The sequence below is a fragment of the Flavobacterium supellecticarium genome, assembly GCF_004801375.1.
GTDB classification, from domain to species: domain Bacteria; phylum Bacteroidota; class Bacteroidia; order Flavobacteriales; family Flavobacteriaceae; genus Flavobacterium; species Flavobacterium supellecticarium.
This window is the reverse complement of record NZ_SSNZ01000002.1, coordinates 501,273-514,670: the sequence shown is the minus strand read 5'-3', so window position 1 is coordinate 514,670 and position 13,398 is coordinate 501,273. Positions and strand designations below refer to the sequence as shown.

At 40.1% G+C, this 13,398-nt stretch carries 17 protein-coding genes; 15 read left to right on the top strand and 2 right to left on the bottom strand.

The window, feature by feature from the left end; all coding sequences use genetic code 11:
• Positions 1 to 65: 65 nt before the first annotated feature.
• The 6 genes from E6C50_RS06955 to E6C50_RS06930 all read left to right on the top strand — a co-directional run bounded on the left by E6C50_RS06955 (position 66) and on the right by E6C50_RS06930 (position 4,035).
• Entirely contained in the window at positions 66 to 467 is a 402-nt protein-coding gene (locus E6C50_RS06955) for an LNS2 domain-containing protein (protein ID WP_136402481.1), read from the top strand.
• 8 nt (positions 468 to 475) lie between these two features.
• On the top strand, positions 476 to 1,546 hold the full coding sequence (gene serC / locus E6C50_RS06950) for a 3-phosphoserine/phosphohydroxythreonine transaminase (protein ID WP_136402480.1): 1,071 nt from the start codon (positions 476 to 478) through the stop codon (positions 1,544 to 1,546).
• 25 nt (positions 1,547 to 1,571) lie between these two features.
• Positions 1,572 to 2,531 (top strand): D-2-hydroxyacid dehydrogenase, encoded by a 960-nt coding sequence (locus tag E6C50_RS06945; RefSeq protein ID WP_136402479.1) that lies wholly within the window; start codon positions 1,572 to 1,574, stop codon positions 2,529 to 2,531.
• A gap of 54 nt (positions 2,532 to 2,585) precedes the next feature.
• Positions 2,586 to 3,143 (top strand): DUF937 domain-containing protein, encoded by a 558-nt coding sequence (locus E6C50_RS06940; RefSeq protein WP_136402478.1) that lies wholly within the window; start codon positions 2,586 to 2,588, stop codon positions 3,141 to 3,143.
• 102 nt (positions 3,144 to 3,245) lie between these two features.
• The gene (locus E6C50_RS06935) at positions 3,246 to 3,692 is read left to right on the top strand and encodes a DUF6146 family protein (RefSeq protein ID WP_136402477.1); all 447 of its coding nucleotides are present in this window, start codon (positions 3,246 to 3,248) and stop codon (positions 3,690 to 3,692) included.
• A gap of 31 nt (positions 3,693 to 3,723) precedes the next feature.
• Positions 3,724 to 4,035 (top strand): DUF6787 family protein, encoded by a 312-nt coding sequence (locus E6C50_RS06930; protein WP_136402476.1) that lies wholly within the window; start codon positions 3,724 to 3,726, stop codon positions 4,033 to 4,035.
• Between the two features lie 118 nt (positions 4,036 to 4,153).
• Here E6C50_RS06930 and E6C50_RS06925 read toward each other — a convergent pair whose 3' ends face one another.
• Together E6C50_RS06925 and msrA are read right to left on the bottom strand one after the other, a co-directional pair.
• Positions 4,154 to 4,447: a hypothetical protein gene (locus E6C50_RS06925; protein WP_136402475.1), complete on the bottom strand. Its 294-nt coding sequence runs from the start codon at positions 4,445 to 4,447 to the stop codon at positions 4,154 to 4,156.
• A 45-nt stretch (positions 4,448 to 4,492) separates the two neighbouring features.
• On the bottom strand, positions 4,493 to 5,137 hold the full coding sequence (msrA, locus tag E6C50_RS06920; protein WP_136402474.1) for a peptide-methionine (S)-S-oxide reductase MsrA: 645 nt from the start codon (positions 5,135 to 5,137) through the stop codon (positions 4,493 to 4,495).
• Between the two features lie 140 nt (positions 5,138 to 5,277).
• On the opposite strand from msrA, the gene E6C50_RS06915 reads away from it, so the two are divergent.
• The 9 genes from E6C50_RS06915 to E6C50_RS06875 all read left to right on the top strand — a co-directional run bounded on the left by E6C50_RS06915 (position 5,278) and on the right by E6C50_RS06875 (position 13,339).
• Positions 5,278 to 5,949 carry an ABC transporter ATP-binding protein gene (locus E6C50_RS06915; protein WP_136402473.1) on the top strand — a complete coding sequence of 224 codons (672 nt, stop codon included), beginning with the start codon at positions 5,278 to 5,280 and terminating at the stop codon, positions 5,947 to 5,949.
• On the top strand, positions 5,949 to 6,737 hold the full coding sequence (locus tag E6C50_RS06910) for a TIGR02757 family protein (protein ID WP_136402472.1): 789 nt from the start codon (positions 5,949 to 5,951) through the stop codon (positions 6,735 to 6,737). Before E6C50_RS06915 ends, E6C50_RS06910 begins: the two co-directional genes overlap by 1 nt.
• A gap of 141 nt (positions 6,738 to 6,878) precedes the next feature.
• Positions 6,879 to 7,508: a CpXC domain-containing protein gene (locus tag E6C50_RS06905; protein ID WP_136402471.1), complete on the top strand. Its 630-nt coding sequence runs from the start codon at positions 6,879 to 6,881 to the stop codon at positions 7,506 to 7,508.
• Between the two features lie 20 nt (positions 7,509 to 7,528).
• On the top strand, positions 7,529 to 8,119 hold the full coding sequence (locus E6C50_RS06900; RefSeq protein ID WP_136402470.1) for a hypothetical protein: 591 nt from the start codon (positions 7,529 to 7,531) through the stop codon (positions 8,117 to 8,119).
• Between the two features lie 156 nt (positions 8,120 to 8,275).
• Positions 8,276 to 8,707 carry a helix-turn-helix transcriptional regulator gene (locus E6C50_RS06895; RefSeq protein ID WP_136402469.1) on the top strand — a complete coding sequence of 144 codons (432 nt, stop codon included), beginning with the start codon at positions 8,276 to 8,278 and terminating at the stop codon, positions 8,705 to 8,707.
• A gap of 140 nt (positions 8,708 to 8,847) precedes the next feature.
• On the top strand, positions 8,848 to 9,309 hold the full coding sequence (locus tag E6C50_RS06890; protein ID WP_136402468.1) for a helix-turn-helix transcriptional regulator: 462 nt from the start codon (positions 8,848 to 8,850) through the stop codon (positions 9,307 to 9,309).
• Positions 9,310 to 9,583: 274 nt separating this feature from the next.
• On the top strand, positions 9,584 to 10,639 hold the full coding sequence (locus E6C50_RS06885; protein ID WP_136402467.1) for a HEAT repeat domain-containing protein: 1,056 nt from the start codon (positions 9,584 to 9,586) through the stop codon (positions 10,637 to 10,639).
• Positions 10,636 to 12,090, top strand: coding sequence for a glycosyltransferase family 2 protein (locus tag E6C50_RS06880; protein WP_136402466.1), 1,455 nt, complete (start codon positions 10,636 to 10,638; stop codon positions 12,088 to 12,090). Before E6C50_RS06885 ends, E6C50_RS06880 begins: the two co-directional genes overlap by 4 nt.
• Entirely contained in the window at positions 12,077 to 13,339 is a 1,263-nt protein-coding gene (locus E6C50_RS06875) for a YaiO family outer membrane beta-barrel protein (protein ID WP_136402465.1), read from the top strand. The genes E6C50_RS06880 and E6C50_RS06875 overlap by 14 nt, the downstream gene beginning before the upstream one ends.
• The last annotated feature ends 59 nt before the right edge of the window (positions 13,340 to 13,398 follow it).

The window sequence follows — 13,398 nt, the reverse complement described above, 5'->3', positions numbered from 1 at the left end:
TTTAGCAATGTTTTTGTGATTAAGAGCATTTTTTTTAGGAAATTTACGCTCCTAAACACACTTCAATGCAACTAGAACACAAAGACAATGTTAGTCCTGTTTTAAAAGACGGGATTAAAAACTACCTCATTGATATCGACGGTACCATTACCGACGATATTCCAAACGAGGAACCGGAACGAATGGCAACCTGCCTTCCTTTTCCCGATGCGCTGGAAACCATAAACAAATGGTATGACGAAGGTCATATAATTTGCTTTTTTACCTCGCGAACCGAAGCACACCGTGAGGTTACCGAACAATGGCTTCAGAAACACGGCTTCCGGTATCACAGTATCCTGATGGGTAAACCGCGTGGCGGCAACTACCACTGGATCGACAATCATTTAGTTAAGGCAACCCGCTACAACGGTAAGTTTACCGATCTTGTGGATAAAGAGGTTGTAATTCAGGTTTTCAAAGATTAATGCTATAAATGAAAAAACACAATTTCAGTGCAGGTCCCTGCATTTTACCACAAGAAGTATTTCAACAAGCCTCCGAAGCCGTTTTAGATTTTAACGGTACCGGTTTATCCATACTAGAAATTTCACATCGCAGCAAAGAATTTGTCGCCGTAATGAAAGAAGCTCGTGCGTTGGCGCTCGATCTTTTAGGACTTAGCGGAAAAGGCTATCACGCCGTATTTTTACAAGGCGGCGCCAGTATGGAATTCCTACGCGTTCCGTACAACTTGATGACCGTAAACGGCAAAGCAGCCTATCTCGACACCGGAACCTGGGCGAGCGGCGCGATTAAAGAAGCCAAAGCTTTTGGTGATACTGTAGTCGTCGCTTCCTCCAAACCGGAAAATTACAATCATATTCCGAAATCGTTCGAAATTCCGACCGATGCTGATTATTTTCACTGTACGAGCAACAATACGATATACGGTACGCAAATGCGTCAGTTTCCGGAAACGAATGTTCCGCTGGTTTGCGACATGAGTTCCGATATCTTTTCCCGTACGCTGGATTTTTCAAAATTTGATCTGATTTATGCCGGAGCGCAAAAAAATATGGGACCTGCCGGAACAACCTTAGTCGTAATCAAGGAAGGTTTGCTAAATAAAACCGGACGATCCATTCCCAATATCCTAAACTACCAACAGCATATCGACAAAGAGAGTATGTACAATACACCGCCTGTTTTTGCGGTTTACACCTCTTTGCTAACGCTGAAATGGTTGCAAAATCTGGGCGGAATTCCGGCTATCGAAAAAGTAAACGAAGCCAAAGCCGCATTATTATATAACGAAATCGACCGTAATCCGTTGTTTAAAGGAACGGCAGCGACAGAGGATCGTTCGAAAATGAATGCAACTTTTTTACTCGAAAACGAAGCCCATGCAGCCCTTTTCGACAATTTATGGAAAAATGCCGGCATATCCGGACTCAACGGACACCGTTCCGTGGGCGGTTACCGGGCATCGATGTACAATGCTTTACCATTGGAAAGTGTACAGGTTTTAGTCGACGCCATGAAAGAATTAGAACGAATTGCCTAACGAATTTAATGACACCCAACATATTATGAAAGTATTAGCGAACGACGGCCTGTCTCAAAGTGGGATCAATGCTTTGGAAGCCGGCGGTTTTGAAGTAATCACGACCAAAGTAGCCCAGGAACAGGTTGCCAATTATATCAACAAACATCAAATCGACGTAGTATTAGTGCGCAGTGCGACTAAAATACGAAAAGACATCATCGACAGTTGTCCGACCTTAAAAGTGATTGGTCGCGGCGGCGTTGGAATGGATAATATCGACGTAACCTATGCCCGCGAAAAAGGATTACATGTGATCAATACTCCGGCTGCCTCATCCGAATCGGTGGCCGAACTTGTTTTTGCCCATCTGTTTTCCGGAGCGCGCTTTTTGCACGATGCCAATCGGAATATGCCTTTGGATGGCGATACGCAGTTTAACAGTCTGAAAAAAGCCTATGCCAATGGAATCGAATTACGCGGCAAAACGATCGGAATTATCGGTTTCGGACGTATTGGCCGTGAAGTGGCCCGAATAGCCTTGGGATTGGGCATGAAAGTAATCGCAACCGATACCTATGTGGAAGAAGCGACCATTAAAGTCGACTTCTACAATGGTCAGTTTATCAATGTCGATATCGAAACGGAACCGATGGAAGATGTTTTACGGCATTCGGATTTTATCAGTCTACACGTTCCGGCTCAGGATGGTTATGTTATCGGAAAAGCCGAATTTGACCTGATGAAACAGGATGTCGGCATTATTAATTGTGCCCGTGGCGGTGTGATCGACGAAGTGGCACTGATTGATGCTTTGGAAGACGAAAAAGTACTCTTTGCCGGATTGGATGTTTTTGAAGAAGAACCCACACCGGCTATTCAGGTATTGATGAACCCTAAAATTTCACTAACGCCGCATATCGGAGCAGCCACACTGGAAGCACAGGAGCGCATCGGAACTGAACTGGCCGAACAGATTATCAGTTTATTAAAAAATGACGCCTAATACGGACAATTGTTTTTTTGCGTACATTTGATAAGCAACTCTAAATCAAACGCTATGCTCGAACAATTAACGCAATTAGTACAGCAATATGGCGGCGATGCCATTGTTAAAAACGAGGCTATCCCGAACGAATTAAACCAGGACGTTATGCAACAAGCCGGAAGTTCCATTTTTACCGGACTTCAAAAAATAGCTTCCGAAGGAAACATGGATCAATTAGCCGGGCTGTTTCAGGGTAATAATGCCACATCCGGTTCCAATCCGGTGGTACAACAATTATCCGAGCAACTCACCGGTGATCTGGGACAAAAATTCGGATTGAGCACGGAAGCCGCTTCGGGTGTGGCCGGTAGTTTGATTCCAAATGTCCTAGGTTCATTGATCAATAAAGCAAAAGACCCGAACCAAAAAGGCTTTGATATTGCCGACATTGTGAGTGCCATTTCCGGTGGAAACGGCAATTCCGGACTTATGGATGCCATTTCCAAATATGGTGGTCAATTTGGTTTGGATCAGAACAACGACGGAAAAGTGGATATGAGCGACGCTATGGCAGCCGTAACCAAAAAAGGCGGAATTGGCGGGATTTTTGGAAAACTTTTCGGAAGATAAAATCATATCATTTTACAGAAAGCCGGGTAATCACCCGGCTTTTTTTGTTAAAAACAGTGGCTATCCTGCGCATTTTTAGTATTTTTATAGGAAAACAATCCTATGAAAAAGCTGCTTTACTCCGGAATTTTGTTTTTCCTGATTGTTCTCTGGAGTTGTACTACCCCCAGACCCGTTACCGCGGCCGATCGCGCCGAAATTGATCCGACGGCTACAACGAATGACACCGTTCGTATCGCTAATGACGAATTGCAATACGAGATCATTATTATCGATCCCGGTTTTAATTCCTGGCTAATTGCCAGAGCCAAACCAAGAGGTTTTTATGATCAAAAATATCTGGAGGTACGAAATCTCGATTGGGTAACCGGATGGAATACCCGCGTTACAGGTTTAAAGCCGGGACAAGAGAATTTATTTACCATGAACATCGATTATAACAGTGGTACTGATTATGGTTATGAAGTAAACTATTTACTCTATAATTATTTAGTCTATTTCCAATTAAAAAACAATATTCGCCTCGGAGGCTTTGCGCCGCGACCATAAAAATTGTATTTTTGAGCCTATTTCAAAAGCAATGGAAAAATTAAAACGACGTTGGGGCGTTTCTTCCAACTTCCAGTTAGTCATCATTTTTACCGTATTTGCCATAACCGGATCAACAGCTTCTTACCTGTCGAAACCGTTAGTGGAATGGCTTGGCATCACCAAAGACAACCTTACACCATGGCTCTATTGGCCCTTGCGAATTGTGATCATTCTTCCGGTTTATAAAGTACTTTTGGTTATTATCGGAACCATTTTCGGACAATTTACTTTTTTCTGGAATTTCGTAAAAAAAATGCTTCGCCATATGGGATTGGGATTCCTTTTTAAAAAGAAAGAATAAGCATATCACCTTATAAACACTACACCTGACAGGCTTTTGAAACCTGTCAGCTGTGTATACACAATAAAAAAGAGGCCTAATACAGCCTCTTTTCTCTATATTCTATATATTCTTCTCGCTATTCCTGTTTTCGGATCACATAGGTATAAATCCAGGTCAGCGTAAACGTTGGAATAAAATCCAGTCCCGGCATTAACTCTTCCACAAAGGCAAAAATACCACCTACTGTACCGATCGTACCTTTATACATCCGCGCCAGAATAAAACCAGCTATCGGAGCCCAGGCAATATCCAGAAACTCCCCAAAAAACGGAAGCAAATAGGTCATACATCCGATCAGGTCGAAGAGAATGCTCAACATCAATTTCCGCTGTTTGTCGGCCGCGGCTGCTTTTACCTGAATTTCAGTCATTTTATCACTTTTTTATGCCATAATAACGCAAAATCAATGCCAAAATTATTTTAGCATCGATTTATAGTTTTTACGTAGCTTGTCCAATTTCGGATTGATTACCGCCATACAATACGGTTGCGATTTGTTCTGGTTGTAATAATCCTGATGGTAATCTTCGGCCGGATAAAAGGTCGTCGCCTGACTTACTTTAGTCACCACGTTTTTACCATAAATATTTTGATCATTCAAAAGCTTGATAAAATTTTCAGCTGCTTTTTTCTGAGCTTCGTCGTGATAAAAAATCTCACTGCGATATTGCGTTCCCACATCGGCACCCTGACGGTTTAAAGTAGTCGGGTCGTGTGTTGCAAAAAAGACTTCTAAGATATCCTCGTAGGAAATCTGACCCGGATCAAACGTGATCTCAATCGCTTCCGCATGACCGGTCGTTCCGGTACACACTTCTTTATACGTTGGATTTTTAACCGTTCCACCCGTATAACCGGACACTACTTTTTTAACGCCTTTTAATTCCAAAAACAGGGCTTCCGTACACCAAAAGCAACCTCCGGCCACCGTGGCCACTTGTAATCCTTTTTGTTCGTTCATTGTATTTATCGCTTTGTTTTTTTCGGCACTTATTTTTTTATCACTGGATTGGCACGACAGCGCCCCTAGTGAAATGAGTAGTACAAAAATAGTTTTCATAACTTTAGTTTTTATCAAAATTAATCAAATCCGAAAGGAGATATTTTGTTGTTAACGAAACTTTATATCTATACGGAATTATATCGGCTACGGATTTCATTTTACTCAAAATCTTCGTTTCTTTGTAGAAATTCACTAAAATGATACAGGCTAAGAATATTCATAAATATTACGACAAACTTCATGTGTTGAAAGGGGTTGATCTGCATATCCAAAAAAGCGAAATCGTTTCAATTGTGGGTGCCTCCGGAGCCGGAAAAACCACGCTATTACAAATTCTGGGTACGCTGGACAAACCAACAGTGGAAATTGGTACTTCGTTGCTCATCAACAATGAGGATATCCTAAAAATGAATGACAAAGCGTTGTCGAAATTCCGAAACCAGCAACTGGGTTTTATTTTCCAGTTTCACCAGCTTTTACCGGAATTCACGGCTCTTGAAAATGTTTGTATTCCCGCTTTTATCGCCGGAAAGGAGAAAAAAGAAGTGGAAAACGAAGCCATCAAATTATTGAATTATCTGGGATTATACCACCGAATGAACCACAAACCTGGGGAACTTTCCGGTGGTGAACAACAACGTGTAGCTGTAGCCCGCTCACTGATCAACAAACCCGCTGTGATTTTTGCCGATGAACCGTCCGGAAATCTGGATACGCATTCGGCTGAAAACCTACACCAGTTGTTTTTTAAATTACGGGACGAATTTGGACAAACATTTGTCATCGTTACCCATAACGAAGAATTGGCCAATATGGCCGATCGTAAGTTGGTTATGGTCGACGGACAAATTAGTAGACAACCACTATAATGAAAACCACACATCCGGAACTGGCACTTGACGAATTGCAATCGTTTTTAAACGAAAAGGTTGCCTTGTACAACAATCCTGATTTTATCGAATCCGATCCGATACAGATTCCGCATTTGTATTCGCAAAAAGAAGATATCGAAATTGCCGGTTTTCTAAGTGCGACGATAGCTTGGGGAAACCGTAAGATGATTATCAAAAATGCACAACGGATGATGGATTTGATGGGCAATTCGCCTTACGATTTTGTAATGTCGCATACCGACGATCAGTTGGAACGGATGGAAAGTTTTGTACACCGGACGTTTAATGGTACCGATATGGTGTTTTTTATCAAAAGTCTACAAAATATCTACCACAACCATAACGGACTCGAAGCGGTGTTCGCACAATATCAGCAACCGGATTCGATGCAAGCCGGCATTTCGGAATTTAAACGTGTCTTTTTTGAAATTGAACATCAAAACCGTACGCAAAAACATATTTCCGATCCGGCAAATGGTTCGGCTGCCAAGCGGATCAACATGTTCCTGCGTTGGATGGCTAGAAACGACAACAAAGGTGTGGATTTGGGAATCTGGAAGTCGATTTCACCCGCTGCTCTATCTTGTCCGCTGGATGTACATTCTGGAAATGTTGCCCGCAAACTCGGACTTCTAACCCGCAAACAAAACGATGGTAAAGCCTTGGCCGAGCTAGACAAAAATCTCCGCCTTATGGATCCCAACGATCCGGTAAAATATGACTTTGCGTTGTTTGGACTGGGCGTTTTTGAGGGGTTTAAATAGATTTCACACCTGTCTGGTGTAACACAATCTAGATTACCTCTACTTTTTATTTTCTCAACTATGAGAAAAATTAACACACTCATGGTGTCAGATTACTATATTTGCGTAGCATCATAACAACACTGCAAAACATCATTATCAATGAGTCGTAACAATAAAACCCGTCAAAACTGTCCGCATTGCAATTCCGAACAGGAGCTAAACTACTACCAATCGGTAAATGTTACCCTAAATCCCGAGTTAAAAAGCAAGGTCCTTTCGGGAAAACTAAACGATAGCATTTGTACGAATTGCCATAAAGAGATTAATATTGTCTCCGGTTTTTTCTATCACGATATGTCCCAAAAAATTATGTTGGAGTTAGCATTAGCCGATGACGACACTGTTGATCATAAGGAGGAGGATGCTAAAAATCAATTGCGCGATAAACTTATCGAACAGGGCTATATCTATCGTAAGCTAAAACAGTATCCCCGGCTAACGGAAAAGATTACGATTTTGGATCAAAAGTTAAACGATCTTGTAATCGAACAAGTGACGCATCGGATGAAATCGATTTTGGATGAATCCATTAAAGAAGTAGGCAGTATCGAAGGTAATTTCGATTTTAAGGTCTTCTTTAAAAAAATAGAAAGCAGTTTGTTTAAAAAGAAAATTGTTTTCCACTGTTTTTCACATCCAAGTCAGATAATGGAAATGAAATATGATTTCAAGAATCTTACTTCGGATGAAAAAAATAAGTTATACAATCAGGATATACTTCGAAAATAAAAACACCTTACATCATCGCAATGATACCCAACATTCACCATTATACCGACGCAAATGGGACTAAAATAACGATCGAAAAAGAGACATCCGATTACCTACCGGACTATCTTTTTGAGACGTATTCCGAAAACGACATTATTATCCACAAAAAAACCTATATCAATGGCGAATTGTCCAATATTTCCTTTTATGCCTATTCGGAAGCGGATATTGATCGTCTGGTACATGCGGAAAACGGCACAGTGTCTATTACTTTTATGTATCATCAAAACACTTATAAAGTCACCGAAAATTTAACGTATATTGATCATCTCCTAACCGACAAAAGGATCACGGTTGAAGATGCAAATACCAATATTATTTGTTATAAAAAATACGAACCGAAAGACGGTCTATTGACCTGCGTTCTCACTGATAAAAGCTACTACAAAGATAACGTCAACATTTATGATTTCGAGTATTATCCCGATGGTAGCTGTTTTATGATCACAAGTGTACAAACCTATCAGGAGGATATTTTTGCCTGGGATATCGGAACCGACGCGACCAATTTTACCTGGAATGGTTTTGAATATTATCAAAATGCCGAACCGTTGATTCCCGAAAAATAAAACAGGATCGCTACACCTGATTGCTACACCTGACCCGTTTTGGAAACCTGTCAGGTGTAATAAGACAACTCCCCCCTTCTCTAGGTCATTGCGGCCGATAATTGTAATACGTCATTATTTAGGTGTATCTTTAATTCACACTCTAAATTATACGCCATGACTACAACAACGAAAGACAAAAACAAGAAAATTCATCAGGGACGTAATATCAAACGGTTCCGCGAAATGCTCGGTATGAAACAGGATGCTTTGGCATTTGAAATGGGCGAGGATTGGAATCAGCAAAAAATATCGCTTTTGGAACAAAAAGAAACCATAGAGAAAGAAATACTACAAAGGCTTTCCGAAATTTTAAAGATCCCTATTAACGCTATCGAAAATTTTGATGAAGAGTCGGCTATCAATATTATTACCAATACTGTAAACAATAGCGATACCGCTTCAGGCACTTTGAATTATACTACCATCAACATCAATCCTGTTGAAAAATGGCTGGAAGCGCTCGATGAAAATAAAAAGTTATACGAACGCTTATTGGAAACTGAAAAGGAAAAAGTGGCTTTAATGGAAAAGTTACTCAACAAATAATCCCTATACCTGAGCCGTTTTTGAAACCTGTCAGGTATAGAAAGTAAGACAATCAAACCCTACTATAAGTCATTTCTGCTAACAATCCTAATAAGCCATTATTTGGTTGTATCTTTAATTCACGCTCTAAATTATACGCCATGACTACAACAACGAAAGACAAAAACAAGAAAATTCATCAGGGACGTAATATCAAACGGTTCCGCGAGATGCTCGGTATGAAACAGGATGCTTTGGCATTTGAAATGGGCGAGGATTGGAATCAGCAAAAAATATCGCTTTTGGAACAAAAAGAAACTATAGAGAAAGAAATACTACAAAGGCTTTCCGAAATTTTAAAGATCCCAATTAACGCTATCGAAAGTTTTGATGAAGAGTCGGCTATTAATATTATTTCTAATACTGTAAATAATAGCGATACCGCTACCGGCAATTCGCTTTACAACAATTATCCAACTTTTAATATCAATCCGGTTGAAAAATGGCTGGAGGCGCTCGATGAAAATAAAAAGTTATACGAACGCTTATTGGAAACCGAAAAGCAATTAGTGACTTCCGAAAAGGAAAAAGTGGCTTTACTCGAAAAGCTGCTCGATAAATAGTTCTGTAGTTTAAGAAATCAACATGTCATCGGTCTTAAAAACCTGTCTGGTGTTGATTTTATTAATAACAGTTTTATTCGGATAACATTTAAAGCTGCTATCGCTAAGAAATAAGTTTAGCTATATCATTTTCAGAAATTTCTGACTATAAAAAATACTTCTAAAACCACTAAAAACCAACGAATTAAGCCACATTACGCCTTGGTTTTAGAAAAATTTAACGCCAAAAACGTATAAAATTTACTACCTTTGCGATTAACCCTAAATCATTCGTTTGGAAGTATTTAAATACTATTTAATTCATTTTATAGTACCTCTTTTGGTCATTTTTCTTATTGTGGTCATTCTGGTCACAATAAGCGATCGTATCGTGTATGAATACAGCAAACAATACCGTTCGGCAGTACGCCAGAAAATTACAACTTTCCTTACCGAATTACTTTTTACCGATGCCGAAGATTACGAATACCGGATCAGAGAGTTTAAAAAACAGATTCCCTACGGTAGCACGTGGTGCAAAAGTATGGTTACCAGCAGTATTATCGAGTTAAAGCAAAACATTAAAGGAGAAGTTACTGCGCCTATCCTGGATATCTACAAGAGCTTCGGACTACCTAATTTTAGCGAAAAGCTGATTAACAGTCGTCGTTGGTATATTAAATGCAAAGGGATTTACCATTTCCAGGTACTCGAATACGAAGAAGGCGAAAGCCTCGTAAAAAAATATATGAATCATAAAAACAGGATTCTGCGTTCGAATGCTTTTATCGCGTTTATATCGTTAACCTCGAAAAAACTGGATTTTTTAAGTGATTATCCGTATGAGATTTCACTTATCGACGAATTAAAAGTAATGGACTTACTGTACCATAAAAAGTTCCCGATTCCAAAAAACATCAAAGATTGGATCACCGCGCAAAACCCGTCGATCGTAAAATTGGGTATCCGTTTTATGGTGTATTACAATTATACCGTCGAAAAAGACACCTTATTATCCCTACTACAATCGGATAATAAAATGATCCGAAAAGAGGTGATCATTGCCTTACAGGATCTCTTTCTTTTTGAAGCCGAACCGTTGTTAATCGACATGTTTGCGTCTGAGGAAATTGAAAATAAAATCGCTATTTTGCAAACACTGGCCGTTATCGGAAATCAGCAATCCATTGTCTTTATCGACGATTATTTACACCGATCCGTTAATCCGGCGACCAAACTCGAAGCGGTACGAACGCTCGACACGCTCGATCCTTCGTATCTGAAATCCAATTTCAAAGAAGATTTCGAAATTATTAAAATTAAAAAACACGTTAAAAATCCTTACTTATGATTTCGAGATACTATTTGGAAGCTTTCGAAAGATTCTACGAGACATTTGTAGCGATTTTCTCTTCCAGTTATATTTTATTCTACCTGTTTCTCGCCGTGCTTTCGTATCTGGCGATCAAAAAACACCTGAATGCCAAGTATTTTATCCACGATGATTTATTGGTAAAGTCCAATAATATGATCGGGGTTTCGGTAATCGCTCCGGCTTATAACGAGGGAGCGACTATTGTTTCCAACGTGAAATCGCTGCTTTCGCTTACGTATCCGAATTTTGAGGTGATCATTGTAAATGACGGTAGTGTGGACGATACGCTCGAAAAATTAATCCGGGAATTCCAGCTGGTTCAGGTGGATTTTTATTATAAGGAAAAGATCAAAACACGGAAAGTACGCGGTCATTATAAGTCAACCAATCCTATTTATGCCAAATTATTGGTGGTTGATAAAGAAAATGGAAAAAGTAAGGCCGATGCTTCCAATGCCGGAATCAATTCGGCCAAGCATCCACTCTTCCTTTGTACCGATGTGGATTGCATTTTAAAGAAAGATACAATTATCAAGCTGGCCAAGCCGTTTATGGAAAGCAAGCGGAAAGTTATCGCCACCGGAGCCGGAATCCGAATCTCCAATTCCTGTGAAGTGAAAGATGGCTTTCTGGTAAAAGTGCATTTTCCAACCAATTGGTATGCGCGTTTTCAGGAACTGGAATATGTACGGGCGTTTCTTTTCGGGCGAATGGCCTGGAGTCAGATTAACGGTTTGTTACTGGTTTCCGGCGGATTGGGAATGTTCGATAAGGAAGTTGCCATTGCAGCCGGCGGTTATTGGCACAAATCGTTAGGTGAAGATATGGAACTGATTACCCGGATGCGGAAATATATGTACGATACCAAACAGAAATTTTCGATTAAATATATTCCGGAATCGCTATGCTGGACCGAAGTTCCGGCTAATGCGCAGGTTTTAATCCGTCAACGAAGCCGTTGGGCCAGAGGACTCGTACAAACCTTATACATCCACCGGACGATGTTTTTTAATCCGAAATACGGTAAGACGGCCTTTTTGATCCTACCCTATTTCTTTTCGTTCGAATTTATGGTTCCGATTCTCGAGTTACTGGGTGTTTTTTCATTACTGATCGGTTTTTATATACTGGATATTGATTATGTTTTTCTATTTTACGTTTCTTTATTCGTATATTTATTCTACCTGATCTTAACGTTGGTTTCGATATTTCTGGACGAAATTTTATATCGCAATTATGCCAATCTGAAGGAAATACTGATCCTGACCGGGATGGCATTTATTGAGCCATTTGCGTATCATCCGGTGAATATATATGCCTCATTAAAAGGATACTGGCAATTCTTCAGACAGAAAGAACAGAAATGGGGAGATATGCCCCGATTGGGTTTTAACAGCCAAAATAAAAAAGAAAATGAAACAACATAATTATACCAAAATAGTCCTTTTTGCTATAGTAGTATTGGCCTCGAACGGTATGCTGGGGCAAAAAATCAATACCGACAGTCTTCTAACCGAGGTGATCAAAGACATTAATGTTCGGAAAAACTATCCGGAAGCGATCAAAAAAGCGCATGTCGGAATTAAAGCCGCTCCGGATTATCTCGATTTTCAATTGTTTTTAGGCCGTGCTTACCAATTATCGGAAAGTATCGACAGTGCACGCTATTATTATAAAAGAGTGGTTGAAAAGAATCCGAAATACGAGGATGCCTATACCTATTGGTCGCAATTGGAAGTTACTGCTAAAAATTATCCGGAAGCGACCAATGTAACCGATCAGGCACTTGCTTTGTATCCGGAAAACAAGGCTTTTCATTTTAGAAAACTGGCCATTTACGAATTGCAAAAGGACGATGATAAAGCCTACGATTATCTAAAAACAATGGACAAACAGTTCCCGAATGATACCGATATCAAACAACGTTTGTTTCTATTGGACAAAAAGACCAATAATGACCGTGTGGGGCTCAATTACAGTATTACGTTTTTCGACAGGAATGGTGTAGGTCCATGGAATCTGGGGAGTGCACAATATATCCGCGAACGCAAATGGGGTTCATTGATCGGACGTGTGAATTATGCCAATCGTTTGTCTTTTAAAACATCGATCGCCGACGGACTTCAGTATGAAGCCGAATCCTATTTCTTTACCGGCAAAAAAGCTTATTCCTATGTTGGAGCGGCGTATAGCGATGATATCGTTTTCCCAAAATGGCGTGTCGGGTATTCCTTTTATTACAATTTTAACGACGGTTGGGAAGCCGATTTAGGCGGACGTTATACCAAAACCGTAGACGAAAACCTTACTGCTATTGTGGCTGGTATCGGAAAATATATTGGTTCTTACTGGCTTAATCTGCGTACGTTCCTGCAAAATCAGAACAGCAAGGTATATCCTGCCTTTACGCTAACGTCCCGTTATTATTTCGATTCCCGTTTTGATTATGCTACCGTTATCATGGGTTATGGAACTTCGCCGGACGAACGATCCGTATTAGGTCAGTTGGAACAGCGAATCGCGATGAATTCCTACCGCATTGGTGCCGGTTACTACCGCGTATTGTGGAAAAATTACCTGGCCGGTATTCAGGTTAACTATAACAATCAGGAATATCTTCCGGGTTTAAAACAAAACGAAACCGAACTTAACTTTAGCTTACACTATCGATTTTAATTCGGTTTTTACTATGTTAATTAACACCTGTAATACAGTATTCATAGGAATTATCCTTA

Bases quoted from the DNA above. Each gene is read 5' to 3' on its own strand.
- E6C50_RS06910 (WP_136402472.1), top strand. From the start codon at position 5,949: ATGAAAACCACACATCCGGAACTGGCACTTGACGAATTGCAATCGTTT.
- E6C50_RS06880 (WP_136402466.1), top strand. From the start codon at position 10,636: ATGATTTCGAGATACTATTTGGAAGCTTTCGAAAGATTCTACGAGACA.
- E6C50_RS06915 (WP_136402473.1), top strand. From the start codon at position 5,278: ATGATACAGGCTAAGAATATTCATAAATATTACGACAAACTTCATGTG.
- E6C50_RS06940 (WP_136402478.1), top strand. From the start codon at position 2,586: ATGCTCGAACAATTAACGCAATTAGTACAGCAATATGGCGGCGATGCC.
- E6C50_RS06925 (WP_136402475.1), bottom strand. From the start codon at position 4,447: ATGACTGAAATTCAGGTAAAAGCAGCCGCGGCCGACAAACAGCGGAAA.
- E6C50_RS06895 (WP_136402469.1), top strand. From the start codon at position 8,276: ATGACTACAACAACGAAAGACAAAAACAAGAAAATTCATCAGGGACGT.
- msrA (WP_136402474.1), bottom strand. From the start codon at position 5,137: ATGAAAACTATTTTTGTACTACTCATTTCACTAGGGGCGCTGTCGTGC.
- serC (WP_136402480.1), top strand. From the start codon at position 476: ATGAAAAAACACAATTTCAGTGCAGGTCCCTGCATTTTACCACAAGAA.
- E6C50_RS06900 (WP_136402470.1), top strand. From the start codon at position 7,529: ATGATACCCAACATTCACCATTATACCGACGCAAATGGGACTAAAATA.
- E6C50_RS06930 (WP_136402476.1), top strand. From the start codon at position 3,724: ATGGAAAAATTAAAACGACGTTGGGGCGTTTCTTCCAACTTCCAGTTA.
- E6C50_RS06945 (WP_136402479.1), top strand. From the start codon at position 1,572: ATGAAAGTATTAGCGAACGACGGCCTGTCTCAAAGTGGGATCAATGCT.
- E6C50_RS06935 (WP_136402477.1), top strand. From the start codon at position 3,246: ATGAAAAAGCTGCTTTACTCCGGAATTTTGTTTTTCCTGATTGTTCTC.
- E6C50_RS06875 (WP_136402465.1), top strand. From the start codon at position 12,077: ATGAAACAACATAATTATACCAAAATAGTCCTTTTTGCTATAGTAGTA.
- E6C50_RS06890 (WP_136402468.1), top strand. From the start codon at position 8,848: ATGACTACAACAACGAAAGACAAAAACAAGAAAATTCATCAGGGACGT.
- E6C50_RS06955 (WP_136402481.1), top strand. From the start codon at position 66: ATGCAACTAGAACACAAAGACAATGTTAGTCCTGTTTTAAAAGACGGG.
- E6C50_RS06905 (WP_136402471.1), top strand. From the start codon at position 6,879: ATGAGTCGTAACAATAAAACCCGTCAAAACTGTCCGCATTGCAATTCC.